The organism is Acinetobacter sp. GW821-FHT01C12 (genome assembly GCF_059422625.1).
This window is the reverse complement of sequence record NZ_JBWKXD010000009.1, coordinates 1-23,730: the sequence shown is the minus strand read 5'-3', so window position 1 is coordinate 23,730 and position 23,730 is coordinate 1. Positions and strand designations below refer to the sequence as shown.

The window sequence follows — 23,730 nt, the reverse complement described above, 5'->3', positions numbered from 1 at the left end:
CAAAAAAAAGATTTCTGCCAAGCAACAATTGATTTAGAGCAAAAAAAATTTCACAGTGATATGATTGCGCAAAAATAGTGTCTAAATTTTTGAAGACGAATCTATGCAAAGTACTGCAAAAAAAGCCGCGTTACCTGCGATCACACTCGCAGCATTAGGGGTGGTATTTGGAGACATCGGAACCAGTCCCTTGTACGCCCTACGCCAATGTTTTCTGACTGCACACATTGCCATCACCGAAGCGACCGTGCTTGGGATCTTGTCACTGATTTTCTGGTGCATGATGCTCACCATTAGCTTTAAATACGTCACCATTATCATGCGAGCAGATAACAATGGTGAGGGTGGTATCATGTCCTTGCTGGCGCTGAACTTACGCTCTAATCGTATCGCAGATAATCGCAAAATCTATTTAATTGCCTTGGGGTTTATTGGCGCATCGCTGTTTTTTGGTGATGGCATTATTACCCCAGCAATTTCAGTACTTTCAGCCATTGAAGGGCTGAGTATTGCCACACCCATGTTTAATAAATGGCTGATGCCTTTGGCAATCGGTATTCTTACTGCACTGTTTCTGGTGCAAAGACATGGTACGGGAACCATGGGTAAGTTTTTTGGTCCAATCACCTTAACTTGGTTTGCCTCTATCGGTCTAATCGGTATTCATAGTATTAGCCAAACCCCCTATGTATTAAGCATGCTCAGTCCACATTGGGCGCTGAACTTTATATTTCATCAACCCTTTGTGGCGTTTTTAACCATGGGTGCGGTGATTTTGACGGTTACGGGTGGTGAAGCACTCTATGCAGATATGGGGCATTTTGGCCGACTGCCGATTCGTTTAGGCTGGTTTATCATTGTCTTACCTTGTCTGTTATTAAATTATGCAGGGCAAGGTGCATTATTACTACGTAATCCAAGTGCGATTGAAAACCCATTCTATTTGCTTGTACCTGAGTGGGGCTTATACCCCATGATTGCCTTAGCCACAGCAGCAGCGGTGATTGCCTCACAAGCGGTGATTACAGGTGTGTTTTCAATGGCAAACCAAGCCATTCAGCTACGCTATTTGCCAAGATTAACCGTACATCACACTTCTGATGTGGAACAAGGTCAGATTTATTTGCCTTTTATCAACTGGATACTCTACGTCTCGATTCTTTTATTGATTGTGATTTTCCAAAACAGTGCCAATCTTGCCAATGCTTATGGTGTAGCGGTTACCATGACCATGCTATGCGATACGATTTTGATTTCAATACTGGCATATGGTTTTTGGCGTTGGCCAAAGTGGAAAGTGGCATTGTTCGCGATCCCATTTTTAGTGATTGATAGTATTTTTATTGGGTCAACCTCATTAAAAATCATTTCAGGCGGATGGGTTCCGATCCTGATCGGTGCAATCGTATTTACTATTCTGATGACGTGGAAAACTGGGCGAGAAATTGTCTTTAACCGTTTGGAAAAAGATGCCTTGCCGTTGGATCTGTTTATTAAAAGTGTCAGTTTGAGTGATGAAACACAGTTTGTACCCGGTCAAGCGGTATTCTTAACCGGTAATCCAAATATTGTGCCTCATGCGATGTTGCACAATATCAAGCACAATAAAGTCCTGCATGAACGCAATATTATGGTGACGGTGATTACCCGTGATGTTCCTTATGTGCCAGACCAAGAAAGAATCCGTGTTGAAGTCTTAGATAAGCGCTTCCAACGGGTTTTTGTTTACTATGGCTTTAAGGATCAACCTGATATTCCAAATGCGCTTGAGTTGGCTTATAAGCAACTTGAAGTTGAATTTGACATGATGCATATCAGCTTCTTCATCTCACGTGATCGTTTGATTCATACCGTGGGTGATGGAATGGCGCCATGGCGTGAAAAACTGTTTATTTCGATGCAACGTAATACCAGTCCGGTGAGTGATTTCTATCAAATCCCGCCAAACCGTGTGGTTGAAATGGGCAGCCAGATCGAAATCTAAATTCATATCAATCAAAAGCCAGAAGTCATTCTGGCTTTTTTTTGCCCATGGGTTTTATGGGCTGATGTATTACATTGATTCACTTCATCTTTAGTAAGGATGTTTCTCTAAATCCTGAAAATACGAATTCTTATCCTCTGTGTTCTTGATCCTGCAAAAGTAGATAGGCTGATATTGCACTGACACAGTATCAAACCCTTTAGAATGCTGAGTTTGAATGCTTTTATCATTCAATTATCCCCAGAAAATCACGAGACATCCGCATAAAACGATCCTATACGACAAACTGTGTCGCAAGGCTGTCGAACAACACTGCGCAACATGACATAATCATCTTCGCAAGTGTAATAAAGCATCTGTAAGATATTTGATTTTCTAGCATTTTTTGTGAAATAAACAATAAATTGTTACATGGAATGTTGTTTAGTTAAGCACAAATCGTAGAAGCTTTACTCGGTTGAAGATCGACACAATATCTTTCAGTTTATTGACTTGTTAAGCTATTTAAATTCAAAAACTTAATTTGTATCAGTTTTGAGTGGATTGTTTATTTAACCTTGTTTAGGAAGCCTTTGTTGAAAAATTCAGTAGTTAAAATGGTGTTGGGTGTTGTTGCTACTGGAAGTTTTGCGATTGCGTTTGGCCAAGAGAAAATTTTTCAGTTACTGCCATTTACCCAAAGTAGTACCAATAACTCTGCGTGTTTAAATCAGTTCTATCGAGAGCAACCGCCTGTTTTAATCAAAGAAAGTTTAAAGAAAAACAGTTATCCCTTATGTTTTAACGGGTTTAATGTAATGTATTCGGGTGTTTCTAAAACACCGTTATGGACAGCAGAATATTTATCTCCACAGCGCTTAAGTCAAAAGATTAAACGTGAAGATAATTTCCACGAAGAGCCACGTGTAAACACTACACATCGTGCATTATTATCGGATTATCGTGGTTCAGGATATGATCGTGGTCATATGTCACCCAATGCCGATATGCCCAATAAAGAATCACAGTTCGACAGCTTTTCTTTAGCCAATATGGTGCCGCAAGCTGCTAAAAATAACCAACAAGTTTGGCGTGAGTTAGAAGAAGCAACCCGTGCAATTGTCACCAAGCAAAAGAAAGATGTTTATGTGGTCACTGGCCCAGTGTTTTCTGGGAAAAAACTAAAAACCATTGGAAAGGGTGTAATTGTTCCAACCGCGATCTATAAAGCGATTTACTTGCCTAAACACGGGATCATTGGTGCGTACTATGCGCCAAATAATGATTCACTTCAGGTTAAAGTGGTCAGCGTATGCTATTTAGAAGAACAGTTGGGGATGAATTTATTTCCACAACTGACCGAAGAGCAAAAGCGCAATACGTATAAATTGCCTTTGAACGCAAAACAGGTCAAGGCCAATAAAGAAATAGAGTATTCGCATTGGGATGCGGAAAGCCAATGTGCAGAAGAGGTCAGTCAGGATAAAATTAGCGCACTGCAAAAGCAGTTCCAACCCAAAAGTGGTTCAACAGCGACATCGGATATGCAATTGCCAAAAGTAGACCCAGAAACCAAAGATGCTTTGGTGAAACAATTGGTTGAAGCGTTGTTGCAATATATTTTACAAATTTTGAAATAATTCAGCGTTGATGGTGCAATATCTTTTGAGAATCTATTTATACTGTGAATAAGATCGAAAAAAATTGAGAAAATTAAAAATGTTTAAACCGTTTGAGAATGGCACCGAATCACATTCAATTCATGATTTAACCTTAGAAAATCAAACTGACTGTGTCAGTATTTATGGCAATTTACAGATCACCAAAGATCAAGCTGGCTTAAAAGCGGCTAAGCTTTTACAAAACTATCTCAATGAAGTTGTAGCAAGTTTAGAGAAGCAAAGTGATCTACCAGAACAGCTTGCGCGTCAAAGCGAAGGCGAAATAGAGAATCCATTTCTTTAAAGACCATATTTATTTTTAAGCCATTTTTGAATTAGTTATGTTCTAATTCATTAGTTTATATGTATAAAAAAACCTGCCGAAGCAGGTTTTTTTACATTGAAAATCTATTTAGGATTGAGGCTCATTACCCACAACCTTATAAATCAATGCCCCAATGATTGCACCGACAATTGGTGCCACCCAGAATAACCATAATTGACTCAATGCTGCTGTTTCAGCAAATAAAGCCACAGCAGTACTTCGAGCTGGATTGACTGAAGTATTGGTGACGGGGATACTAATTAAGTGAATCAAAGTAAGTGCTAAACCGATGGCAATCGGGGCAAAGCCAGCAGGTGCACGTTTATCTGTTGAACCGAGAATAACAATTAAGAAAAAGGCGGTTAATACGATTTCAATTAACAAGGCTGAGACTAAAGAATATTTTCCAGGGGATAAATCACCAAAACCATTGCTGGCGAATCCGCCAGTTCCTGTGAATCCCGCCTGACCTTGTACGATTAAATACAAAACAAATGCGGCCAAAATACCACCGATGACTTGAGCAATAATATAAGGCGCTAAGTCTTTGGCATTAAAACGGCCACCTACCCATAAACCCACACTGACCGCAGGGTTAAAATGCCCGCCTGAGATATGCCCTAAAGCAAAAGCGCCTGTGAGTACGGTTAAACCGAATGCCAGTGCAACACCAGCAAAACCGATGCCCAGTTCTGGAAAAGCAGCGGCAAATATTGCGCTACCACATCCTCCAAACACCAGCCAAAAGGTTCCGATAAACTCTGCGAGATATTTATTCATATTGATTCCTAAATTATTTTTTTGAACGGAATGGGGCTATATGACTATTTTTAGATAGTTGATAACCGTGGGGTGGATACAACTTTTATTTTCTGTATAAAGATAATAGTCTAAAAATATGAAAATAAAATCACAAATAAAAAATATTCATATCAATATCGGCTAATGTTCTGATTTTATTTTAAAAAATTATATTTTACAGCTATTTAATGCTAAACAAATGAGTGGTGAGAATGGTGAAACATGCTGTTTTTATCTATAAATTTAATACACAATTATTTAAACTCTCGATGCTGAAGACGCCATTGTTGCGGTGTTAAGCCGGTCCATTGTTTAAACGCACGTTGGAAAGCGCTTTGTTCTGAATAACTGAGAAGCAGGGCAATTTCATGCAGACCTAAATGTGGATCTTGTAGATACTGAAAGGCCAATAATTGGCGGACATCCTGAACACGTTGTTGATAGGTGGTGTGCTGGCTTTGTAGATGGCGTTGTAACTGGCGTATCGACATATTCAGTTGTTTGGCAATCGCTTCGATTTGATAATTGTTTTTTTGTAATCCCAATAAAATACTTTGTTGTAAGCGTTCATCTAACTGGGTGGCATTGGGTAAGCTTTCAAGCAAGGCCTGTGCTTGTTGCATCAGTAGTTTTTGCAGGGTTTGATCACTGCGTTTAAAGGAAATCGCAAGTGCGCTGATGGGAAAGATCAGTTCGACTTTTTCTTGCTGAAAGAGCACAGGACACTTAAAGAATGCTTGATACAGCATGCTGTTTTTAGGTTGAGGATGAATAAAATTAACCTGATACAGCGTTATATCATCGGATATAAATTGTCTTAAAAACTGAATTACCACGGCTATCGCAATTTCATCAGTAATTTGAGTGGTTAAATGTGTGGGTAGATTTTCCCAACGTACCGAGATGTGCTGTTCATCATAATATTCAACTTTCAGCGGGCTTCCATCATAAATCAATCGATGAAAATCATGATAGCGGGTGAGTGCCTCTCCAAGCGTGTCACAAGATTGTGCAATATAGGCAATGATACCAATATGTTTGGGTTGTACATATTTAGAGATGTCTAGACCCAAAGCTGGGCTTTGTACTTGTGATTGAATGTCATCCAAGATTTCACGCCAAACGGTATAGTCAAAACGTTCAACATTTTGAATCTGTTGTAATTTGGATGAGATCTTTAGACCTTTAGCTTCACTAAAAGTATAGAGTAATTGTCCAAGCCCGCCATATATCGAGCCCGCATAGTCCTTTAATTGCATCATTTACACATCTTGTTATTGTGTGATCTACGTCAGCTGTAGTTTAAACATTATACTATTTTAATTTGTCGTAATTTGTCAATGAAAATACTTTTTGATGTCAATACCTATTCCCCAGCATGTTTTATATTCACAATAAGCAAGAGGGATTGATTATGTTAAAAGGTTTTTTAGTCGGATTGGTCGTCGCAAATGGCTTTGAATGGGTTGCGCATAACTATATTTTACATGGTCAACATCGCCCAGGGAAACCACGTTTCAGTCCAGTGCCACGCAGTATGAAATCGCATTGGGAACACCATCGTGAAGTGCGTAAACAAGATTTTCATGATGATGGCTATGTAGAAGGGATTTCAAATTGGCGAACCAAAAATGAAATCGTTTCTTTGGCGGTGGTTGCAGGTGCGGCAAGTTTGATTTTCTACCCAATTTCGAAAGGGATGGTTGCGGCATCGCTTTATAGTGCATGTAATTATTATTATATCCATCGCCGTGCACATTTAGAGCCGGATTGGGCGATGAAGAAAATTCCTTGGCATTATGATCACCATATGAACTCGAACCAAGATGCCAACTGGTGTGTCACTAAGCCTTGGTTTGACTACCTGATGGGAACACGGGTGATTTCTTCTGCGGATCTGCAAGAGCAGAATCCTTTAGGTGTGAAACTGCCTCAGCCAATCGCAAACTGGTTATCATCCAGCATAGAAAAATATTTTCCAGCCAAATGGGTAGAGAAAAAACCGCTATTGGTTGAGGACAATACGCAAAAGCTCAACGATTCTGTGGCCTAATTGGGTTTTTGAACGTTGTTGATTGTTCTGATCTGTTTAAAACTGCTGTGAAATGAAATGGTTGCGTCGTGTAAAATCTATAATTTGTCGTGATTGGTCAACGTTTTCGGTATCTTTGGTCAATATTAAGCCATGCCATCGATGTATATTGATTGCACAGCATGTACCCACTGCCGTGTTTTAAGTTTTATAGGAGTCTCCAAGACTCCTTTTTTTATGCGTGGGAAAAGTAAATATATAAGATTAAATTTATAAGCTCATGTGATCGCGATCATCTTGTACGATGAAGCAATAAAAAAATCCCCTGACGGGGATTGTTTAGATGGGCATAAGATGCACATCATTTTTGGATTTTTGCCTTAGGAGGCTTCGGTCATTACTCAGGCTTTAAGCCTTCCGCCATTTCCAATGATTGATCATTATCCAAAAATTTTTCACGCTGTTCTTCTAAAAACTTTTTTGCATCTGGTTCAAACACGTTTAAACGTTTTTCATTGATTAACGTGGTTTGGTGTTTTAACCATTCTTGCCAAGCTTGTTTAGACACTGTGTCAAATAACACTTGACCCTTTGGACCTGGAAAAGGTGCAAAGTCTAAACCTTCTAACTCTTTTTGATATTTACGGCAAAATACTTGTCGAGTCATATCAAAACTCCTTATGCATAAAGTTTTTCTAAACGGATATAAGCGCGTTCAATGGCAGCAGCAACCTGTGCAGGCGCAGTACCACCAATATGATTACGTGCATTGACAGATGCTTCAAGGGTTAAAGCTTTTTCAAACACATCTGCTTGAATTAAATCTGAGAATTGTTGTAATTGCTCAAGGCTTAACTCAGAAAGATCTTTCGATTCTTGCACACCTAAAGCCACGGCTTTACCTACGATTTCATGTGCATCACGGAAAGCAACGCCATTTTTTACAAGGTAATCAGCCAAGTCTGTTGCGGTAGAGAAACCACGTAGCGCCGCTTCACGCATGATTTCAATATTTGGTACAAGTGCAGGAATCATATCTGCAAAAGCCATCAATGAACCACGCACTGTATCAATCGCATCAAACAAAGGTTCTTTGTCTTCTTGGTTGTCTTTGTTATAGGCCAAAGGTTGACCTTTCATGAGGGTGAGCAGACTCATTAAGTCGCCATAGACACGGCCAGTTTTACCACGAATCAGTTCAGGAACATCTGGGTTTTTCTTTTGTGGCATGATCGATGAGCCAGTACAGAAACGGTCAGGAATATTCACAAACTTAAATTGTGCAGAAGTCCAAAGAATCATTTCTTCTGACATACGTGATAAATGCATCATGATTAAAGATGCAGCAGCATTAAATTCAATTGCAAAGTCACGATCAGATACCGCATCTAAAGAATTTTCAGCAACGGCTTCAAAGTTTAACAGTTCCGCAGTATACGCACGATCAATAGGATACGTTGTTCCAGCAAGCGCAGCTGAACCTAAAGGCATACGGTTGACACGTTTACGGCAGTCGATTAAACGCTCAGAGTCACGCACCAACATTTCAAACCACGCCATCAAATGATGACCGAAAGTCACAGGTTGCGCAGTCTGTAAATGGGTAAAGCCTGGCATGATGGTGTCAGTATTGTTCGCTGCTAAGCCCAAGATGCCTTTTTGTAATTTTTCCAGTAAAGTCAAAATCGCATCAATTTCGTCACGCACATATAAACGGATGTCTGTGGCAACTTGGTCATTACGGCTACGACCGGTATGCAATTTTTTACCTGCAATTCCGATACGCTGAGTTAAACGAGATTCGATATTCATGTGCACATCTTCTAAATCAATGCGCCATTCAAATTGACCTGCTTCAATTTCAGCTTTAATTGTGTTTAAACCATTGATAATGTCATCACGTTCTTGTTCTGTAAGGACACCAACTTTTGCTAACATAGTCGCATGTGCGATCGAGCCAGCAATATCTTGTTTATAAAAGCGTTGGTCAAATTGAACTGATGCAGTAAATTCAGCAACAAAGGCATCAGTAGCTTCAGAGAAACGACCGCCCCACATGCCTGAAGTTTGGGCTTGTGACGGATTAGAGGAATTAGAAGATGTGGTCATATCGGCTCAGTAGGAAAAAAAGCAGTAGAACTAAACGCAGTATAACAAATTCAGCCTCACTTGCCGAAGTAAAGCGCAATCATTCATCAATAAAATCTGGGCGCGGTTTTTATCAGTCTTATTTTTTTAGCAAAATGGGGCACCGCAAGTATTTATTCGAATTATTTATCTCCAGTAATGTGTTGGCTTTTTTATTGGCACTGGCCGAAGCACAATCATGGGGCAATTTAAATCTTTGGCATGTTTTAGAATATATTTTATATATTAATTGGATATTATTGGCCTTTGCAGCTTTTCAGGATGTATTTGAAAAACGGCTCTCGCAGTATACCTATTTATCTATTTCAATATTCAGTTTTATCCTTTTACAGGCGATTGTGCTGTGTACAACACTGGTTTTAAATATTATTCATTATTGGGGAACGCATTTTTCTTTACAAAATATTTCCATGCAAGACATTTCGCATAATCTTATTTTGCATGTCAGTTATGGGGTATTACTGGGCGCATTTTGTTTACGCTACTTGTATATCCGTGAACAAGCAGTATTGCAGCAAAACAGTGAATTGAATGCGCGTATTCAGGCCATGCAAGCACGTATTCATCCACATTTTTTATTTAATAGTTTAAATAGCGTGGTGAGTTTAATTGCGATTGATCCCGATAAAGCTGAACAAATGCTGATAGATTTATCCAAATTGTTTAGAGCCAGTTTTCAAGAATTAAAGCTCGTGACTTTAAAAGAGGAAATACAGTTATCTCAACAATATATTGCAATAGAGCAAATTCGTTTGGGAGATCGTTTAAATGTGGAATGGAATATTCAACAACCGCTGTTATTAGATCAGGTCAAAATTCCCTTATTAACCTTACAACCTTTAATTGAAAACAGTATTTTTCATGGGGTTGAGCAAAAGATTATCGATGCCAAGATCGGCATACTGGTTGAAATATTGCAAAATCAAGTCAACATAGTCATTACCAACCCATTTTTACAAGATAGAATAAAAGTACGAGAAGGGCATGGAATTGCTTTAGAAAATGTAAAACAGCGTCTAAAAGCACATTTTGGCGATTCTGTTTATTTTCGGAATTATGCAGGGAATGGATTATTTACAATGGTAATCCAATATCAGTATAAAAATAGATGATTGGGAAATTCATTAAAATAAAGACGATATATTTGGGTAAGGAGGAGCAATGGACATCCTGATTTGTGATGATGAACCGCTTGCAGTGGAACGCTTATCACGATTGGTGTCGCAACTTGGGCATCAGGTTATTGCAACAGCGCAACATGGTCAGCAGGCATTGGAAATGGTTCAGCAGTTCGAGCCAGATGTGGTGTTGCTTGATATTCAAATGCCAGAAATGGATGGTTTAAGCTGTGCGCAGCATTTAGCACATTTTAATCCGACGCCAGCCATCGTATTTTGTACGGCATTTGATGAACATGCTTTGCAAGCCATTCAATCTCAAGCAAAAGGATATTTATTAAAACCAATTGCCAAGGATGATTTAGAAACGGTTTTGGAGAGTGTCACTAAACTGACTCAAGCTCAATTAACTCACTTAGAAAAAAAAGAACTCATGGAAGAAAAAGTGCAAAGACAGCAAATTGCTGCAAAAACCTATCGAGGTTTGGAGCTAATTCCTGTTGAAAATATTTACTATTTTTTAGCAGATCAAAAATATGTCACCGTGCGCCATAAAAATGGCAGTGTGCTTATTGATGAAACGCTCAAAGATTTAGAAACAGAGTTCGCAGATCGATTTATTCGTATTCATCGTAATGCTTTAATTTCTCTAGATTATTTGGATGGGTTGGAAATGGTGTCCTCCGGTCAGTATCAGGTACGATGCCGTGAGTTAGACGAGCGTTTGGCAGTCAGTCGTCGTCACTTACCGTTACTGCGCGAACGGATGCAGAATTTATAGTTTGATGGGAAGCTTAAATCATTTTGATAATTTACTTGCATTTTTACGATTGCAGAGTAAGTTTAGAGTGTTTAAAAGTTTGGCAAAGCTGAAATGATGAAAACCTTGAAAATAGCAACTCGCCAGAGCCCGCTCGCAATGTGGCAGGCTGAGCATATTCGTGATCGTTTAGAGCAATTACACGCGCATGTAAAAGTAGAATTGGTTACCTTTGTAACCCAAGGTGACAAAATTTTAGATACCCCTTTGGCCAAAATTGGTGGTAAAGGCTTATTTGTCAAAGAATTAGAAGCTGCTTTAATGGATGGTCGTGCAGATTTAGCCGTTCATTCCATGAAAGATGTGCCGATGCAATTACCAGAAGGTTTGGAGCTTGCGGTCATTTGTGAACGTGAAGACCCTTTTGATGCTTTTGTTTCTAACCATTATGCAAAGTTTGATGATTTACCACAAGGCGCAACACTTGGCACATCGAGCTTACGCCGTAAATGTCAGATTTTAAAACAGCGCCCTGATTTAAATGTGATTGATTTACGTGGCAATGTTGGAACACGCTTATCCAAACTGGATGCAGGTCAATATGATGCCATCATCCTTGCCAGTGCAGGCTTAAAACGCTTAGAACTCTCAGACCGTATTCGTCATACACTACCAGCAGAAATTAGCTTACCCGCGGTAGGCCAAGGTGCACTGGGTTTAGAGTGCCGCTCAGCTGATCAAGAGATTTTGGATTTAATCATGCCATTAATGCATGTTGAAACCAATGCCTGTGTTCGTGCTGAACGTGCTTTTAATGCTTATCTAGAAGGTGGCTGCCAAGTGCCTATCGCAGGTTTTGCCACATTGAAGGATCAAACATTGTCTTTGGAAGGGCGTGTAGGGAGTGCGGACGGCCAAACGCTATTATGTAGCCAAGTCAGTGGTACGCCAGATCAAGCAGAGCAGTTAGGTGTGCAACTTGCACAAAACCTACTTAAACAAGGTGCTGGAGAAATACTCAAAGCACTTTATCAAGCTTAGTTTCTAGGCTTCAATGCTATTTATTAATACGCGTCCCATCGATCGGGCTCAGCCATTAACCCAATGTCTGCGCCAGTCAGGTTTTGACGTGGTTGATCTGCCATTATTGGCATTAACACCACGTCCATATAACAACACATTACAACAACTTTATTTACAGCTGTTATCGACTCAAATTATTGTTGTGGTCAGTCCTACAGCTGTTGAGATTGGTATGCAATATCTTCAGCAATCGGGTTTGTCGCTTGCACAGATCCAGCATATTCAGTGGATTGCTGTAGGGAAAAAAACTGCGCAACGACTCTTAGATTATGGGGTGGAAAGCCATGTTCCTGCGGTGGAAACATCCGAAGGCATGCTAAGCTTACCGCTGTTTAATCAGGTAAAAGAGCTCAAGAGAATTGCGTTTTGGCGTGGTGAAGGTGGGCGTCAATTTATGATGCAACAATGCCAAGCGCGTCATATTGATGTTTTAAACTTTATTTTATATGACCGCGCATTTCCTCAACAAACTCAGGCACAATTTTTAGATTTTGTGAACAAAATTGAGCAATTTGAAAAGCCCTATTGGTGTTGTATCAGCAGTGAAGCCAGTTGGCACAATTGGCTGGCTTTGACCCGAGATCATCAAGAGATCGTGAGTGCTTGTCATTATTTAGTTTTGGGTGAGCGTTTGTATCAATTATTAAGACATGGTAAAAATGCAGCTCAGGCCTGTTTGAATAGCACTCAAATTTCAAATTTAGCGCCAGAAACCATTCTACAAACCATAGTGCAGTTGCAAAGGAAGTTATGAAGAAGTTTATTTATGTCTTATTGTTGATCGCTTTAGGATGGCTCATTAAGTTGAGTTATAACTTCTATCTTGTTTCACAACAACTCAATGATATTCAACAAACACTGCATAAAAGTGAACAAAAGAATGCCAGTTTGAATGATCAATTGGTGGCAGTAAAACGACAAACAGATGAACCGACTCAAGAGGTGGCAAAGAAAACCGCTTCGATTCAAACGCCTATTGCTGGTATTCATCCCAGTGTAGTGGTTAAACAGCAACTAGAGTTGGTGCAATTTGCTATGCAACAACAACAGTTTGTGTATGCACTTGAGCATCTTACTCAGTTAAATCAATCTTTAGATCAGTATGCGTTGGCAGATGCAGTAAAACAAAGCCTACATCAAACCATTGCGCAAGATATACAGAGTATTCAACACTTTGTGATTGAACGAAATGCCCAGCGAGATCAACTAGAGGCTTTACTTAAACAAGTTGATCAAGCACTCATCACCGAATTGAAAAATAATCAACTAAAACCAGATCAAGATCAGTCGCAATACTTTTGGGAAAAATGGTTTCAAGTCGATATTGTTGAAACAAACACGCCTGCATTGGCAAACCGTAAATTTATTTTAAAAGAAGTCCAATTAAGATTATTACTGGCGCAACAATTATTAGTCAAAGGGCAAACTGCTGAATATCAAGAGATGCTGAATCAAATGATTCAACAATTGGATATATTACCCGATGCTGCTAGTCAGAAGATTAAGCAAAAAATATTAAAAATGAAGCAAACATCGCAGCCGCCGATTCCTAAGCTGAATAGCTTGGCTGTTTTGGGGTAGATCGATGAAACATATTTTTCTGATCTATGCCTTTATTAGCCTGATTATTCTGGCTGTACTGAGTGTATTGAGTTATACCGCAGGCTCGGGTTATGTCTATGTGCTCTGGCACAATATTCAAGTTCAAACCAATTTATGGTTCTTAACATTTGCTGGCGTTGGCATCAGTTTTTTGATGCATGTGGCATGGTATTTCCTCAATCGTTATATTCGCCGAGAAAAAAGAAAACTAGAACAAGTACTGAGTTTTAGCACGTTGCACCCATTTGAACAGTTTGGTGTATTGTGGTTATTAGATGGTGAAGATGAGCAAGAGCAGGTGATTCAAACGATTTTTGATCAATCTGGTTTATTAAAGCCGATTGTGCAATCCCGATTATTACTCAAACAACTGCATTATTCAGAAGCATTAAAGGCTTTAGAACACAGCTCCCCATCCGCTTTTGAATTGGCGGAAATCTTACGTATCGAAATTTATTTGGCCCAACAGGACAGTCAACAAGCGCTGACCCATTTAGAGTTTTTAAATGGACATGAACTTTCGCCGTGGCTGAATCAACTTTCAGAAAGTTATAAATTGTCCGTGCAAAAATTATGGGGACAATTCGCCCTACAATATCCGTGGCAATATTTACACTCAACTCAATTCGGACAATTAGAAACTGCGACTAAACAGCAATGGTTAATACAGCTTTTGGGTTGTTATGACCAAGCAAGTTTTGAAGATACTGAACTATTACAGCAAAAATTTTTAGAGATAGAACCGCAACTCGATCAAATGCCTTATGAGACAAAAGTGCTTTGGCTAAAAATTATTACCCGCTTACCTGAACTTGCTCAGCAACAGCAGCAGCTGGTGATTCAAATACTTAATGAAAAATTTGACCAAGATGTGTTCCACTTATGGTTCCAGCAACAGTTGCTTAGACAGAATCCAGATTATGAATATTTAGAGCAACAGATTATAAATCTTGAATCTAAATATATGAACATTCCTGTTTTTTGCTTTGCTAAATGGCATATATATATTGCAACACAGCGGGAATATGAAGCAGATCAACTTCTGTCATTATATCCAAATGATATTCTAATGAATTATTTAAGAATCAAGTCCACTTTAAATGGAAATGATGAATTAATTCAACAATTGAATTCAATTTTTGAAAAAGATAGCAATTATATTCAATTTAAAATTTGAGAACCCAGCATGAATCCATTGACACAATTCCCGATCGTTTATGAGCAAAAGGTTGCATGGGGCGATATGGACGCTTTTGGTCATGTAAATAATGTGATGTATTATCGTTATATTGAGAGTGCACGTATTGAATATTTTGATCATTTAAATGTATTTGACCAAGATGTTTTAACTGTGGTTGCCTCAAGTCAATGCAAATATTTAAAACCTGTATTTTATCCTGATGTGCTACATATTGGTGCGCGGGTAGAAGAAATGAGAAATAGTGCTATACGCATGCATTATGTATTATTCAGTCAGCAACAACAGCAGATTGTGGCGGACGGAGAAGCAGTTATTGTTTTTGTCGATAAAGTAGCGATGAAAAAAGCATTAATTCCCCAACAGTTGCGAAAAATTATAATTGATTTAGAAGCAACAGTGCATAATGATTTGAAAAATACATAAAAATGCCTCAGTTATCATCATTATATTTAAAACATAAGACAGCATATTCTTTTGCATTCGCTTTATTTTGATGTTAAAAATAAGCGCTTTGAGGTAATTATAATAATCTTTTTGTTGTTTTATGTGTTTATTGGGGAATATATGTATTGCTTATTGGAATAAATGAAAATACTATTGCTATGAAGTTATTTTAAATAAGTATTAAGAAATTTACGTGGAGAGTTAATGATGCCTGATATTAGTAATTTATCGGTTGAAGAGTTAAGAAAGTTAACAGCTGAAGCAGAAGCTTTAATTGAAAGTAAAAAAGACCAAGCAATTGAAGATGCCTATAATAAAATTATTGAAATTGCGCAATCTGCTGGTTTAACTTTAGAACAGTTTATTGAGTACGGCGCGCAAAAGCGTAAAAAGACAACGCGTAAAGCTGTTGAGCCGCGTTACCGCAATAAAAAAGATACTTCTGAAACTTGGACTGGGCGCGGTAAACAACCACGTTGGTTGGTTGCAGAAATCGAAAAAGGTGCAAAATTAGAAGATTTCTTGATCTAATCTTCATCTAAGTGTCATTCAAAGACCTTAAAATCAAAGAACCAAGCAAATCTGCTTGGTTTTTTTATACGAGTGAATTGGCGTTATGCAAAAATTATGCATAATGTATAAACAAGAGGGCATCATCTTGCATGGAAGAATAAATGAATGATGGTAAAGATGAATGAATAAAAAATCAAAACAGATCACGTGGTGGATTACTGGAGTTGTCGCTTTTTTAATTTTTGTACTTTTGCAAGTCCCTGCAACATGGCTGATTTCTAAATTTTATAAGAACAATCAAACCTTACAAAATGTCAGTGGAAATATTTGGCAAGGGCAAGCAGATTGGCGCAAGGGTAATTTACGTGGTTCCGTTTCGTGGAGAACACGCCCGTGGGATCTGATTTTATTACGTGTGGGCGCAAATGTTGAAGTGCATAGTGGGCAAACTCAGCTCAATGGGGTTGTCGGTTATGGTATTGGTAAAAAAATAATTATTAATCAGATGCAAGGTCAGATTGCACCAGAAACTTTAAAGAATATTGCAAATTGGCAGTGGCCAGCGAATGCAATTCAAATTTCAGATATGACCCTACGTTTTAAAAAAGACACTGGATTTAGTGATGTAGATGGTCAATTGCATTGGGGTGGTGGTGAGCTTGGTTATACTTTTGGACAGCGTCAAGATCAAATGAATATCCCGTCTTTAAATGCACAACTTAAAGATGAGGCGGGTAAACTGATTTTGGATATACAAGATCAACGTAGCCAGAAGATGGCCAATATCAGCATAGATCCAACCATGATGTTAGATGTGCAATTAACCCAACGCATGTTACTCAATGTGCCTTCCTATGATGGAAAGGCTGGTTTAGATACTTTTGTGATTAGTTCTAGACAACCACTCATTCAAGGTGGTTTCTAATGAATATAAAAGAACGCTTTGAAAATATTTCTTGGAAAAAAACAGAGCACCTTGCACCTGTTGTTTTATTTCTTTTAATTTTAGCATTGTGCTGGAAACTGGCTTCGATTTTTTGGTGGGTGGTTGCACCGCCACAAGTCATGCAACCAGAGCAAGTGAGTCTAGGTTCACAACAAATCCAAGTGCCCAATATTTCAAGCTTTTCATTGTTTGAGGAAGTGGGTTCTAGTGCGACAGCAGATGACAGTATTCCGATGGTCTTGCAAGGTGTAGTTGTGAGTTATCCTGCGCGTTTCTCTTCAGCGGTGATTAAAGTCAAAGAAACAGCAGATCGTTATGCGGTGGGTGATCCAATTGAGGGTACCAGTTATCAGTTATCCGAAGTATATTGGGATCATATTGTTTTAAGTCAAAATGGAAATAACAGTAAAGAGTTACGTTTTACCGGGCTGGATAGTTTGTATCAGCCTATGCCAGGGCAATCGACAGATCAAAATACCAGCCCGCCAGCAAGTAATCCTGTGCCATCGCCACAACAAAATTCAAGCCAAAATGCTTTAGGGCAGGCGATTGAGAAGATGAATGAAAATCGGGACGAATACCTAAAGAACATGGGGGTTAACGCAAGTGGCGGTCAAGGCTATGAAGTGACAGATCAGACCCCCGCAGCGCTCCGAAATAAACTGGGATTAAGATCTGGAGATCGTATTCTTTCACTCAATGGACAATCAGTAGGTCAAGGACAGAGTGATGTTCAGCTGCTAGAACAAGCAAAGCGTGATGGCAAAGTAAAAATTGAAATTAAGCGTGGTGATCAAGTGATGACCATTCAGCAAAGTTTGTAAGTGGCTAGGACTACAAATAAAATTAGGATAGATAATAAGTTATGGCTTTTTTGAATCACAATCGACCACTTTGGGCTTTAGTTGCAGCGGCACCAATGATGGTTGCGGTCAGTACAGCAGCACATGCACAGACGTGGAAAATTAACTTACGCGATGCTGATCTCACGGCTTTTATCAACGAAGTTGCAGATATTACGGGCAAAAATTTTGCGGTCGATCCCCGTGTACGTGGCAATGTCACGGTTATTTCAAATAAACCTCTAAATAAAAATGAAGTTTATGACCTATTTTTAGGGGTGCTGAATGTCAATGGTGTGGTGGCTATTCCATCGGGGAATACCATTCGCTTGGTACCAGACAGTAATGTAAAAAACTCGGGTGTACCTTATGACCCACGCAATAATGCACGTGGTGATCAGGTTGTAACACGGGTGATTTGGTTGGAAAATACCAACCCCAATGATTTGATCCCAGCATTACGCCCATTAATGCCACAATTTGCGCATTTGGCGGCAATACAAGGCACCAATGCGTTAATTGTGTCTGATCGTGCAGCGAATATTTATCAACTTGAAACCATTATTCGCAACTTGGATGGTACTGGGCAAAATGATATTGAAGCTGTTCCTTTACAACAGAGTCAAGCTGAAGAGATCATTAAGCAGTTGGATGCCATGAGTTCGACAGGCGCATCGAAAGACTTTGCTGGGGCACGGGTTCGTATTATTGCTGATGCACGGACCAATCGTATTTTGATTAAAGGGGATACAGGTACGCGTAAACGTATCCGCAATATGATTGAAATGTTGGATGTACCATCTGCGGATCGTTTAGGCGGTCTTAAAGTCTTTAAATTAAAATATGCCAGTGCAAAGAATTTATCTGAAATTTTACAAGGCTTAGTCACAGGTCAGGCAGTCAATTCTAGTTCAAATAATTCTTCTAATAGTAGTTCTAACAACAGCAATAGCAACAGTTTTAACAATAATAACAATTCATCATCGAATACCGGCTCAAGCACTGGAAGCAGTATTTCAACACCAGCAATTAATTTAAACAGCAACTCAAATAACAATAATCAAAATAATATCACCAGTTTTAATGCCAATGGTGTGAGCATTATTGCAGATGGTGCTCAAAATGCGTTGGTGGTTAAAGCTGAGCCACAACTGATGCGCGAAATAGAGGCCGCCATCCAACAGCTTGATGTCCGTCGTCAACAAGTATTGATTGAAGCGACGATTATTGAGGTTGAGGGTAATGATACTGATCAACTCGGTGTGCAATGGGCAATGGGTGATCTAAGTAGTGGTGTGGGTTTAATTAACTTTGATAAAGTGGGTACAAGTTTAGCTAAATTGGCAGCAGGCTATCTATCAGGTGGTGCGGCTGGTTTAGGTGGTGCTGTCGGTCCAGGTGCCTCTCTTGTTTTAGGAGATTATAAAGAAGGTGCTGATGGTTCACGTAGACTATATGGTGCAGTGATTCAGGCTTTAAAAGCCAATACCAAGTCAAATTTATTATCTACGCCATCGATTGTCACAATGGATAATGAAGAAGCGTATATTGTCGTTGGTCAAAACGTTCCATTTGTTACAGGTTCAGTCAGTACTGGGACAGGAGGCACTGTCAATCCATATACCTCAATTGAACGTAAGGATGTGGGGGTGACCTTAAAGGTAATTCCGCATATTGGTGAGGGCGGTTCGATTCGTTTAGAGGTAGAACAAGAAGTCTCTGCAGTCGCCGAAAATAAAGGGCAGGCAACAGATTTGGTCACCAGTAAACGCTCTATCAAGACCTCTGTGCTTGCAGATCATGGGCAAACCGTGGTGTTAGGTGGCTTGATTTCAGATGATACTGCCCATACACGCCAATCTATACCCTTCTTGGGTGATATCCCTGGCTTAGGCCGTTTATTTAGAGCGGAAGGCAAATCAAATGCTAAACGTAACTTATTGGTGTTTATCCATCCAACGATAATTGGTGATAACGCTGATATACGTCGTGTATCTCAACAACGTTATGATCAGCTGTATAGTCTGCAATTGGCGATGGATAAAGATGGTAACTTTGCTAAACTCCCAGCCAATGTAGATGATGTTTTTCAGCAACGACTGCCAATTAACTCCACACCAAGTTCGCAGCCTAAGCTAGTACAACCGCAACCGACAGCACAACCATCAAGTCAGTATCAAAAAGTGCCTACAGGTGCCAAGACAGGTGCAGTACAAGGCAATGCGGTGACTACACCTGTTGCAGAGGAACCAAATGATATCCGCAAGCAGTAGCATTGTGGGCTTCGCGTAACAAGTGCTTCTAATCGCATGCTTTATTTGATATTTAAAATAGCTTGTTAAAGTATTGTGGTGTGTTCTGTTGTGGCGTGGGCAACATAAAGCTTGGTTTTACGCTGATTTAGCACTGTAGAAATGTCATGCTAAGATAGACTTGAATTAGAATGGGAAGATAATCATGACTTGGAAATTACAAGCAATTACAGGTGAGTTAGAAGGGCAGGAAGTCACGATTGACCGTGATATGCTGGTTGGACGCCATCAAGATGCAGACCTGTTATTGCAAGCTGCGGAAATTTCACGTCGCCATGCTGCATTCTTATTAAAAGAAGATGCGCTTTGGGTTCAAGATCTAAAGTCATCCAATGGTACTTTTGTGAATGATATCCGTATCGATCAAGATAAACTGTTGATGGATGGTGATATTGTTCAATTTGCCAGTGTTAAATTTAATGTACTTGCACCGGTAAAACCTGTTGTTTTGCAAACTGAACAGGCAGCGCCTGAGGTCGAAGTTCAACCGGTTGTAGTTCCAGTAGAAACGCCAGTTCAACAACCTGCTGAGGCTGTGGCGACTGCTGAAATTAAACCAGCTGCCCCAGTAGAACGTACAGTGGCAGATCAGATGAATGAACAGGGCATGCCTGAGCTTTCAGAACGAGATAGCAGTGTGCAAATCAACCGTGAAGGTATGCCGTCTGGTGTAGCAATCCCTAAACCTGCGCCAATTCCAGAAGGTGTGGATATTTATGCGGCTACACAGCCAAAAGTAGAGCAGGTTAAAGCACCTGAGATTGTTGCAGAAGAACACGTCGAAACCCAGAAAAATGCAAAGTTAGGTTTGGCAACACTGGTGATTTTGATCATTTTGGCAATTATTGCATGGCTATTGTTTAAATAATTTGCGAATGCGCTACACTCAAGGCATGCAATCGCATGCCTTTGTTTTTTGTATTTTCGTTTTTAAAATTAAAACTCGATTTAGGTGTAAATCATGAATGTGGCAAAGCTAGACCAACGCGAACTGATTTTATTTGATTTGGATGGGACCTTGGTTGATTCAGCATTTGATTTATATCGTGCCATGAACTTAAGTCTAGCGCGTTTGAACTTACCCCAAGTCACTGAACAACAGGTTCGGGTTTGGATTGGTAAAGGCACCTCATTATTTTGTGAAAGTACATTGAAGTATTTAAAGGGTGAGGTGGATCCTGTACTGCATCAACAGCTTTTGGATACATTCTTGGAAATTTACAATGCAGAGCCTTGTGTTGATACCAAACCATTCTCTGGAATTTTAGAATTTTTAGAGTGGGGAATTGAAAACAATAAGAAATTGATTTGTGTGACCAATAAACCAGAACAGCCTGCACGAAAAATTCTAGAAGAATTGCAAATGGATCACTATTTTGTCGATGTAATAGGTGGTGATCGTTTTGAAGTGCGCAAACCTCATCCAAAACCATTGTTGTATTGTGTTGAAACTTATCAGTCATCAACGGACAAAACCTTGATGATTGGCGATTCAAGTAATGATGTCGAGGCTGCACGCCGTGCAGAGGTTGATTGTATTGTGGTCAGCTATGGTTATAATCACGGTGAAGATATTCAACTCTGTCAGCCACAACAAGTGGTGGATGATTTAACAGAGCTTTTGGCTTAACACTGGTATATTAAATTGTTGCGAAAAAAGGGAAGAGGAATGAATAGCAAACGCACTTTTCGATGGCGTCACTAAGTGAAATGCAGAGACATCCATACTTAGTATTATCGAAAATAGAGAGAATTCCTGATGACAACCTTAGCGCAATTTGAACAACTAAAATCAGCGGGTTATAACCTTATCCCTGTATACCGCCAACGCTTAGCCGATACAGATACGCCATTGTCTGTATTCGCACGTTTAAAACAGCATCAACAAGCTTATCTTTTTGAATCTGTCGAAGGTGGCGAAAACTGGGCAAGATATTCAATTATTGGACTGGGTGAATCAATCGTATTTTCCTGTAATGCAGGACAGCTTACGATCAAATCGGTAGATGGCTCGATAGATACCCAGCCATGTGCAGATCCCTTTCAATATATCCGTGATTTTCAAGCGCAGTTTAAAGTACCCACCCAACAAGATTTACCCGCACTGCCTAATTTTACTGGCGGCTTGGTGGGCTACTTTGGTTATGATGCAGTACGTTATATTGAGCCAAGGTTAAAGAATGTGCCTGAGGCGGATCCCGTTGGACTGCCAGACTTATGGATGATGTTGTCTAAAACCGTCATTGTATTTGATAACTTAAAAGATACTTTGTTTTTAATCGTACATGCAGGTGTTAATGATACAGAGGCTTATGCCAAGGCTCAGCAACAGCTGGATGAGATTGAGGCATTATTGGCTATGCCAATCAGCTTGGTTGCTAAAAAACATACCGCTCCGCATTTTGAGTCACTGACTGGGCATGACAAATTCCTTGAGTCAATTGAGAAAGTTAAAGAATACATCCGTGCTGGTGATGTGATGCAAGTTGTTCCTGGGCATCGTATGGTGTCGGATTTTGATGGTGAGCCTTTACAGGTTTATCGCGCATTACGACATCTCAATCCATCACCGTATTTATTTTTGGTACAAGGGCAGACCCTTTTAGATCAAAAGCCGTTCCATATCGTAGGTTCTTCACCGGAAATTCTTTCTCGACTCGAAAATGGGATCGCGACTGTACGTCCGCTTGCAGGTACACGTCCGCGAGGAAAAACCAAAGAAGAAGATTTGGCGCTTGAAAAAGATTTGCTTTCCGATGAAAAAGAGATTGCGGAACATTTAATGCTGATTGATTTAGGCCGTAATGATGTGGGGCGTGTCTCGAAAATCGGTAGAGTGCAAGTGACTGATCAAATGGTGATCGAACGTTATTCACATGTCATGCATATTGTTTCCAATGTACAAGGTGAAGTATTGGATGATGTCGATGCTTTGGATGTTTTTAAGGCAACTTTTCCAGCAGGCACGCTTTCAGGTGCCCCAAAGATTCGTGCAATGGAAATTATTGACGAAGTTGAGCCGGTAAAACGTGGAATTTTTGGTGGTGCAGTGGGTTATTTGGGCTGGCATGGCGAAATGGACATGTCAATTGCGATCAGAACCTGTGTTATTCGTGAAAATAAGGTCTATGTGCAGGCTGGCGCAGGGTTAGTTGTTGACTCAAATCCTGAATCAGAGTGGAATGAAACCCAAATAAAAGCTCGCGCAGTGATCAAAGCGGTTGAATTATCGTCAAACGGATTGATTTTATGAGTTTTTGAGGTTTTTTTTGCAAAAAACACTTGCAAGGATTCTGAGTTTTGCTAAACTGCACACCGTTCCGATACGAAACGTACGAAACACTAAGAAACGCCGGCATAGCTCAGTTGGTAGAGCAACTGACTTGTAATCAGTAGGTCCACAGTTCGAATCCGTGTGCCGGCACCATCTTAAGGTTTTGTGTTATAATGTTGAAGAACGACACTGAAAGTAAGTGTAAAGGTGAGATTCCCGAGCGGTCAAAGGGAGCAGACTGTAACTCTGCCACGAAAGTTTCGAAGGTTCGAATCCTTCTCTCACCACCATTACTTCGATAAGTGGTAATTACCAACATTAAGCGGGAGTAGCTCAGTTGGTAGAGCGGTAGCCTTCCAAGCTACATGTCGCGAGTTCGACCCTCGTCTCCCGCTCCATCGAAGATGATGCTCTTATAGCTCAGTGGTAGAGCACTCCCTTGGTAAGGGAGAGGTCTCGAGTTCAAATCTCGATAAGAGCTCCAGATACAATTTGGTAGATTATTCTACACCAGTTTCTCAAAAGCAGGCTTATTAGTCTGCTTTTCAAGTATTAGGTGTCTAGTTTTTTAGACGATTGTCGATGCTGAGTTGTTTAACTCGTGTTCGACATAAACGAGGAAGAGCAAATGGCTAAGGCTAAGTTTGAACGTAATAAGCCACACGTAAACGTGGGTACAATTGGTCACGTCGACCATGGTAAAAC

22 protein-coding genes, 4 tRNA genes and 1 pseudogene are annotated in these 23,730 nt (G+C 39.8%); 23 read left to right on the top strand and 4 right to left on the bottom strand.

The annotated features are described in order from the left end of the window. The first annotated feature begins 103 nt into the window (after positions 1 to 103). From AC07WY_RS16865 to AC07WY_RS16855, 3 genes are all read left to right on the top strand, one after another. Positions 104 to 1,984 carry a potassium transporter Kup gene (locus tag AC07WY_RS16865; RefSeq protein WP_004718533.1) on the top strand — a complete coding sequence of 627 codons (1,881 nt, stop codon included), beginning with the start codon at positions 104 to 106 and terminating at the stop codon, positions 1,982 to 1,984. Positions 1,985 to 2,580: 596 nt separating this feature from the next. After that, positions 2,581 to 3,603, top strand: coding sequence for a DNA/RNA non-specific endonuclease (locus AC07WY_RS16860; protein ID WP_494736831.1), 1,023 nt, complete (start codon positions 2,581 to 2,583; stop codon positions 3,601 to 3,603). 79 nt (positions 3,604 to 3,682) lie between these two features. Then, positions 3,683 to 3,928, top strand: coding sequence for a hypothetical protein (locus tag AC07WY_RS16855; RefSeq protein WP_004718529.1), 246 nt, complete (start codon positions 3,683 to 3,685; stop codon positions 3,926 to 3,928). A gap of 108 nt (positions 3,929 to 4,036) precedes the next feature. Here the strand turns inward: AC07WY_RS16855 and aqpZ are convergent, their stop codons facing one another. After that, positions 4,037 to 4,729, bottom strand: coding sequence for an aquaporin Z (aqpZ, locus tag AC07WY_RS16850; protein WP_004718527.1), 693 nt, complete (start codon positions 4,727 to 4,729; stop codon positions 4,037 to 4,039). A 275-nt stretch (positions 4,730 to 5,004) separates the two neighbouring features. Beyond that, a complete protein-coding gene (locus AC07WY_RS16845) occupies positions 5,005 to 6,012 on the bottom strand; it encodes an AraC family transcriptional regulator (protein WP_494736783.1) in 1,008 nt (335 codons plus the stop codon). A 152-nt stretch (positions 6,013 to 6,164) separates the two neighbouring features. On the opposite strand from AC07WY_RS16845, the gene AC07WY_RS16840 reads away from it, so the two are divergent. Further along, the gene (locus AC07WY_RS16840) at positions 6,165 to 6,803 is read left to right on the top strand and encodes a sterol desaturase family protein (protein ID WP_034618016.1); all 639 of its coding nucleotides are present in this window, start codon (positions 6,165 to 6,167) and stop codon (positions 6,801 to 6,803) included. Between the two features lie 376 nt (positions 6,804 to 7,179). Here the strand turns inward: AC07WY_RS16840 and AC07WY_RS16835 are convergent, their stop codons facing one another. Beyond that, entirely contained in the window at positions 7,180 to 7,449 is a 270-nt protein-coding gene (locus AC07WY_RS16835) for an oxidative damage protection protein (protein ID WP_004818487.1), read from the bottom strand. 11 nt (positions 7,450 to 7,460) lie between these two features. Continuing rightward, entirely contained in the window at positions 7,461 to 8,891 is a 1,431-nt protein-coding gene (gene argH / locus AC07WY_RS16830) for an argininosuccinate lyase (protein ID WP_004718519.1), read from the bottom strand. On the opposite strand from argH, the gene AC07WY_RS16825 reads away from it, so the two are divergent. The 19 genes and pseudogenes from AC07WY_RS16825 to AC07WY_RS16735 all read left to right on the top strand — a co-directional run. Continuing rightward, positions 8,882 to 10,042 carry a sensor histidine kinase gene (locus AC07WY_RS16825; protein WP_016539114.1) on the top strand — a complete coding sequence of 387 codons (1,161 nt, stop codon included), beginning with the start codon at positions 8,882 to 8,884 and terminating at the stop codon, positions 10,040 to 10,042. The two genes, argH and AC07WY_RS16825, sit on opposite strands and share 10 nt — an antisense overlap. A gap of 49 nt (positions 10,043 to 10,091) precedes the next feature. Then, positions 10,092 to 10,829 (top strand): LytR/AlgR family response regulator transcription factor, encoded by a 738-nt coding sequence (locus AC07WY_RS16820; protein WP_004818489.1) that lies wholly within the window; start codon positions 10,092 to 10,094, stop codon positions 10,827 to 10,829. Positions 10,830 to 10,925: 96 nt separating this feature from the next. Continuing rightward, positions 10,926 to 11,849 (top strand): hydroxymethylbilane synthase, encoded by a 924-nt coding sequence (hemC, locus tag AC07WY_RS16815; protein WP_244015944.1) that lies wholly within the window; start codon positions 10,926 to 10,928, stop codon positions 11,847 to 11,849. A gap of 13 nt (positions 11,850 to 11,862) precedes the next feature. Continuing rightward, positions 11,863 to 12,645, top strand: a complete 783-nt coding sequence (locus AC07WY_RS16810) for a uroporphyrinogen-III synthase (RefSeq protein ID WP_494736782.1) — start codon at positions 11,863 to 11,865, stop codon at positions 12,643 to 12,645. After that, positions 12,642 to 13,472, top strand: a complete 831-nt coding sequence (locus AC07WY_RS16805; RefSeq protein ID WP_494736781.1) for a hypothetical protein — start codon at positions 12,642 to 12,644, stop codon at positions 13,470 to 13,472. Before AC07WY_RS16810 ends, AC07WY_RS16805 begins: the two co-directional genes overlap by 4 nt. Before the next feature lie 4 nt (positions 13,473 to 13,476). Continuing rightward, positions 13,477 to 14,670 carry a tetratricopeptide repeat protein gene (locus AC07WY_RS16800; RefSeq protein WP_239046630.1) on the top strand — a complete coding sequence of 398 codons (1,194 nt, stop codon included), beginning with the start codon at positions 13,477 to 13,479 and terminating at the stop codon, positions 14,668 to 14,670. A 9-nt stretch (positions 14,671 to 14,679) separates the two neighbouring features. Continuing rightward, on the top strand, positions 14,680 to 15,117 hold the full coding sequence (locus tag AC07WY_RS16795; protein WP_419335684.1) for an acyl-CoA thioesterase: 438 nt from the start codon (positions 14,680 to 14,682) through the stop codon (positions 15,115 to 15,117). Positions 15,118 to 15,342: 225 nt separating this feature from the next. Further along, entirely contained in the window at positions 15,343 to 15,669 is a 327-nt protein-coding gene (locus tag AC07WY_RS16790; protein WP_262087091.1) for an H-NS histone family protein, read from the top strand. A gap of 163 nt (positions 15,670 to 15,832) precedes the next feature. Then, positions 15,833 to 16,576 carry a type II secretion system protein N gene (gene gspN / locus AC07WY_RS16785; protein ID WP_151802444.1) on the top strand — a complete coding sequence of 248 codons (744 nt, stop codon included), beginning with the start codon at positions 15,833 to 15,835 and terminating at the stop codon, positions 16,574 to 16,576. Then, the gene (locus AC07WY_RS16780) at positions 16,576 to 17,421 is read left to right on the top strand and encodes a type II secretion system protein N (RefSeq protein WP_004818497.1); all 846 of its coding nucleotides are present in this window, start codon (positions 16,576 to 16,578) and stop codon (positions 17,419 to 17,421) included. The genes gspN and AC07WY_RS16780 overlap by 1 nt, the downstream gene beginning before the upstream one ends. 41 nt (positions 17,422 to 17,462) lie before the next feature. Beyond that, on the top strand, positions 17,463 to 19,712 hold the full coding sequence (gene gspD, locus AC07WY_RS16775; RefSeq protein ID WP_494736780.1) for a type II secretion system secretin GspD: 2,250 nt from the start codon (positions 17,463 to 17,465) through the stop codon (positions 19,710 to 19,712). A gap of 184 nt (positions 19,713 to 19,896) precedes the next feature. Beyond that, a complete protein-coding gene (locus AC07WY_RS16770) occupies positions 19,897 to 20,619 on the top strand; it encodes an FHA domain-containing protein (protein ID WP_262087096.1) in 723 nt (240 codons plus the stop codon). Positions 20,620 to 20,712: 93 nt separating this feature from the next. Beyond that, complete coding sequence (locus tag AC07WY_RS16765) at positions 20,713 to 21,381, top strand: HAD-IA family hydrolase (protein ID WP_004718496.1); 669 nt, start codon at positions 20,713 to 20,715, stop codon at positions 21,379 to 21,381. A gap of 129 nt (positions 21,382 to 21,510) precedes the next feature. Then, entirely contained in the window at positions 21,511 to 23,004 is a 1,494-nt protein-coding gene (gene trpE / locus AC07WY_RS16760) for an anthranilate synthase component I (RefSeq protein ID WP_494736779.1), read from the top strand. Between the two features lie 98 nt (positions 23,005 to 23,102). Beyond that, positions 23,103 to 23,178 (top strand) — tRNA-Thr (locus AC07WY_RS16755). Between the two features lie 53 nt (positions 23,179 to 23,231). Further along, positions 23,232 to 23,315: transfer RNA gene (locus AC07WY_RS16750), tRNA-Tyr, on the top strand. Between the two features lie 32 nt (positions 23,316 to 23,347). Further along, positions 23,348 to 23,423 (top strand) — tRNA-Gly (locus tag AC07WY_RS16745). An 11-nt stretch (positions 23,424 to 23,434) separates the two neighbouring features. Next, positions 23,435 to 23,509, top strand: a tRNA-Thr gene (locus AC07WY_RS16740). Between the two features lie 144 nt (positions 23,510 to 23,653). Then, positions 23,654 to 23,730 (top strand): annotated as a pseudogene (locus AC07WY_RS16735) (hypothetical protein); the annotation flags it as partial.

Bases quoted from the DNA above. Each gene is read 5' to 3' on its own strand.
- AC07WY_RS16845 (WP_494736783.1), bottom strand. From the start codon at position 6,012: ATGATGCAATTAAAGGACTATGCGGGCTCGATATATGGCGGGCTTGGA.
- AC07WY_RS16835 (WP_004818487.1), bottom strand. From the start codon at position 7,449: ATGACTCGACAAGTATTTTGCCGTAAATATCAAAAAGAGTTAGAAGGT.
- aqpZ (WP_004718527.1), bottom strand. From the start codon at position 4,729: ATGAATAAATATCTCGCAGAGTTTATCGGAACCTTTTGGCTGGTGTTT.
- AC07WY_RS16800 (WP_239046630.1), top strand. From the start codon at position 13,477: ATGAAACATATTTTTCTGATCTATGCCTTTATTAGCCTGATTATTCTG.
- AC07WY_RS16795 (WP_419335684.1), top strand. From the start codon at position 14,680: ATGAATCCATTGACACAATTCCCGATCGTTTATGAGCAAAAGGTTGCA.
- AC07WY_RS16860 (WP_494736831.1), top strand. From the start codon at position 2,581: ATGGTGTTGGGTGTTGTTGCTACTGGAAGTTTTGCGATTGCGTTTGGC.
- AC07WY_RS16865 (WP_004718533.1), top strand. From the start codon at position 104: ATGCAAAGTACTGCAAAAAAAGCCGCGTTACCTGCGATCACACTCGCA.
- AC07WY_RS16840 (WP_034618016.1), top strand. From the start codon at position 6,165: ATGTTAAAAGGTTTTTTAGTCGGATTGGTCGTCGCAAATGGCTTTGAA.
- trpE (WP_494736779.1), top strand. From the start codon at position 21,511: ATGACAACCTTAGCGCAATTTGAACAACTAAAATCAGCGGGTTATAAC.
- AC07WY_RS16770 (WP_262087096.1), top strand. From the start codon at position 19,897: ATGACTTGGAAATTACAAGCAATTACAGGTGAGTTAGAAGGGCAGGAA.
- AC07WY_RS16790 (WP_262087091.1), top strand. From the start codon at position 15,343: ATGATGCCTGATATTAGTAATTTATCGGTTGAAGAGTTAAGAAAGTTA.
- gspD (WP_494736780.1), top strand. From the start codon at position 17,463: ATGGCTTTTTTGAATCACAATCGACCACTTTGGGCTTTAGTTGCAGCG.
- AC07WY_RS16810 (WP_494736782.1), top strand. From the start codon at position 11,863: ATGCTATTTATTAATACGCGTCCCATCGATCGGGCTCAGCCATTAACC.
- AC07WY_RS16805 (WP_494736781.1), top strand. From the start codon at position 12,642: ATGAAGAAGTTTATTTATGTCTTATTGTTGATCGCTTTAGGATGGCTC.
- AC07WY_RS16820 (WP_004818489.1), top strand. From the start codon at position 10,092: ATGGACATCCTGATTTGTGATGATGAACCGCTTGCAGTGGAACGCTTA.
- AC07WY_RS16765 (WP_004718496.1), top strand. From the start codon at position 20,713: ATGAATGTGGCAAAGCTAGACCAACGCGAACTGATTTTATTTGATTTG.
- AC07WY_RS16780 (WP_004818497.1), top strand. From the start codon at position 16,576: ATGAATATAAAAGAACGCTTTGAAAATATTTCTTGGAAAAAAACAGAG.
- gspN (WP_151802444.1), top strand. From the start codon at position 15,833: ATGAATAAAAAATCAAAACAGATCACGTGGTGGATTACTGGAGTTGTC.
- AC07WY_RS16855 (WP_004718529.1), top strand. From the start codon at position 3,683: ATGTTTAAACCGTTTGAGAATGGCACCGAATCACATTCAATTCATGAT.
- argH (WP_004718519.1), bottom strand. From the start codon at position 8,891: ATGACCACATCTTCTAATTCCTCTAATCCGTCACAAGCCCAAACTTCA.
- AC07WY_RS16825 (WP_016539114.1), top strand. From the start codon at position 8,882: ATGTGGTCATATCGGCTCAGTAGGAAAAAAAGCAGTAGAACTAAACGC.
- hemC (WP_244015944.1), top strand. From the start codon at position 10,926: ATGAAAACCTTGAAAATAGCAACTCGCCAGAGCCCGCTCGCAATGTGG.